Raw genomic sequence first — 2,097 nt, 5'->3', positions numbered from 1 at the left:
ATGGTGTTGGCCAGCATGGCAGCATATATAGCCTCACAGACCTGGGATGTGTGGGTATTCGACTATATTAAGAGGAAGATGAGGTTGGGTCTGTGGTTCAGGAACAACTCCAGCACTATAACATCGCAGATGATAGACAGTGCGGTGTTCCTAACTATAGGGTTCGCAGGGGTGATGCCGTGGGAGGATCTGATCGTGATGTTCGTGACCTACGTGGTAGTGAAGTTCATAATCGCAGTGATCGACACACCGTTCGTATATCTCGGTGTAGCACTTGTAAGGAGGTATGGGAAAGATGATTAAGACAGTGGTGGTTCCGAGTGAAGATGTGTGTAGCGTAATGAGCATAGGTATAGACCTGAAATTCGAGGCCATATGTCCCGTTCCAGGCAAGCCTTACGGGGGAACGATCGAGGTCAGTTACAAGCCCATGATCGAGATCGAGGAGGAGACCAAGCTCATCGAGTGGAACAGCTTGCAGGACTGGATTGAATCCCTGCGGGACACTGAGCACACGGCGGAGGGCATGGCAAACCTGGTAGCTCAACGCGTCCATGATGCCGTGAATCCCGAGTGGGTCGAGGTGACTCTGCGGGTGGAATCGGCGTTCCACCTGCCAGTAATGGTGGTGGCGGAGTTATGATGGAGATAAGGGTATCAACGACAGTCCGAGCCCTGCACTGCTGGCCTGAAGCCAGTGGTGTTAGGGAGTATCTGAAACATCCGCACATGCACGACTTCCGTGTCACGGCATGGGCTGACGTTAATCACGCTGACCGAGACATTGAGTTTCATGATCTGCGGGACGATCTCCAGGCGGCGCTCATCTCCAGGGCCAGCTACAAGCGGCTTACGGGTGATCGCGGGGAGGAGGTGGTGGTCTACGACTTCGGCAGAGCATCCTGCGAGGACTTAGGTAACTGGATCCTCGGTAAGATGCCTCACGTCAAGCGCGTCCGAGTAATGGAGGATGCGGACTGCGGCGCGGAGGTGTATCGGGATAGCAGACCCAGGCCACCTGTGGTGACTATATGCGGCTCCACCAGGTTTAAGCAGGCCTGGCTGGACGCAATGAAGCAGCTTGAGATTGAGGGTGTGGCCACATTCCAGGTGGGGAGCTTCATGCACGCAGACGATGAGGATATAAGCGAGGAGCAAAAGGAGTTCTTCGACTATCTCCACAAGAGAAAGATTGACATATCAGACGGGATATATGTGCTGAACGTAGATGGGTACATCGGCGAGAGCACTGCAAGCGAGATAAGATACGCAAGAAGGCTGGGCAAGTATGTTAGGTTCCTAGAGCCTGATAATGTTCCAGAGGAATTCAGATAGGGGTGAGGGATATCGTAGTCAGACAAGAAGTAAAGGATTTCGCCAAGGCGATGGAGTATAAACTCATGTGTAACGACTCCAAGAGGCACTGGGAGAACGCAAGCAGGGAGGACTGTGGGTGGTTCCTGGAATGCCTCAAAGAGGAGGTACGTGAGCTGGAGGAAGCCCTGGAGATTGGTAGCGTGAGGGACGTGGTTCTGGAGGCTGCCGATGTGGGTAACTTCGCAATGATGATAATGAATGTGTTTGCAAGGGGTCAGGAGGGTGAAGTCCCTGACCCTGACAAAGAGGAGGAGGATTAGACATGGAAATAGCAACGATATTACCGACCAAATACCTGAGGATGAGAGAGGACGAACAGTATAACATGTGTCTGGCACACCTGATGGATAGGCCAGCATACAGGGACTTCTTTAGGGAGCAGTCCAGGAAGGGCTTCTTCGTCCTCATGGATAATGGGGTGGTTGAGACGGGTGAGCCACTAAAAATGGAGGAATTAATCGAGATAGCAGAGGACATTGGTGCAACCGAGATGGTTCTGCCAGACGCTATCCGAGACAAGGAGCTGACCCTGGAGAGGGGTAGGGAGGCGATGGATGTGTTCTTCAAGGACGACATCCTGAGACAGGACATCAGGCTGATGGCCGTACCACAAGGGTCAACCAAGGAGGAGTGGAGGGAGTGTGTGCTTGAAATGCTTGAGTGGCCAGTGGCCTCAATAGGCATATCCAGGTTCGTAAACAAATACTACCCCCACCGACT

Annotated in this window: 5 protein-coding genes; all 5 read left to right on the top strand. The window is 52.8% G+C overall.

What is annotated here, in order from left to right:
• Positions 1-303 (top strand): queuosine precursor transporter (locus ACE4YL_RS13070; RefSeq protein WP_461369707.1); only part of this gene is annotated, 303 nt, incomplete at its 5' end.
• A complete protein-coding gene (locus ACE4YL_RS13065) occupies positions 296-643 on the top strand; it encodes a hypothetical protein (RefSeq protein ID WP_461369706.1) in 348 nt (115 codons plus the stop codon). The genes ACE4YL_RS13070 and ACE4YL_RS13065, both read left to right, overlap by 8 nt.
• Positions 640-1,335, top strand: coding sequence for a hypothetical protein (locus ACE4YL_RS13060; protein ID WP_461369705.1), 696 nt, complete (start codon positions 640-642; stop codon positions 1,333-1,335). Before ACE4YL_RS13065 ends, ACE4YL_RS13060 begins: the two co-directional genes overlap by 4 nt.
• Before the next feature lie 2 nt (positions 1,336-1,337).
• Positions 1,338-1,637 (top strand): hypothetical protein, encoded by a 300-nt coding sequence (locus tag ACE4YL_RS13055; RefSeq protein WP_461369704.1) that lies wholly within the window; start codon positions 1,338-1,340, stop codon positions 1,635-1,637.
• 2 nt (positions 1,638-1,639) lie between these two features.
• Positions 1,640-2,097 (top strand): hypothetical protein (locus ACE4YL_RS13050; protein WP_461369703.1); only part of this gene is annotated, 458 nt, incomplete at its 3' end.

It is taken from the genome of Candidatus Darwinibacter acetoxidans, assembly GCF_041936445.1.
Classification (GTDB): Bacteria; Bacillota; Limnochordia; order Darwinibacteriales; family Darwinibacteriaceae; genus DTU010.
This window is presented reverse-complemented; position numbering and strand designations above follow the sequence as displayed.

Excerpts from the sequence above, each read along its gene's own strand:
- ACE4YL_RS13065 (WP_461369706.1), top strand. The coding sequence starts at position 296 with ATGATTAAGACAGTGGTGGTTCCGAGTGAAGATGTGTGTAGCGTAATG.
- ACE4YL_RS13060 (WP_461369705.1), top strand. The coding sequence starts at position 640 with ATGATGGAGATAAGGGTATCAACGACAGTCCGAGCCCTGCACTGCTGG.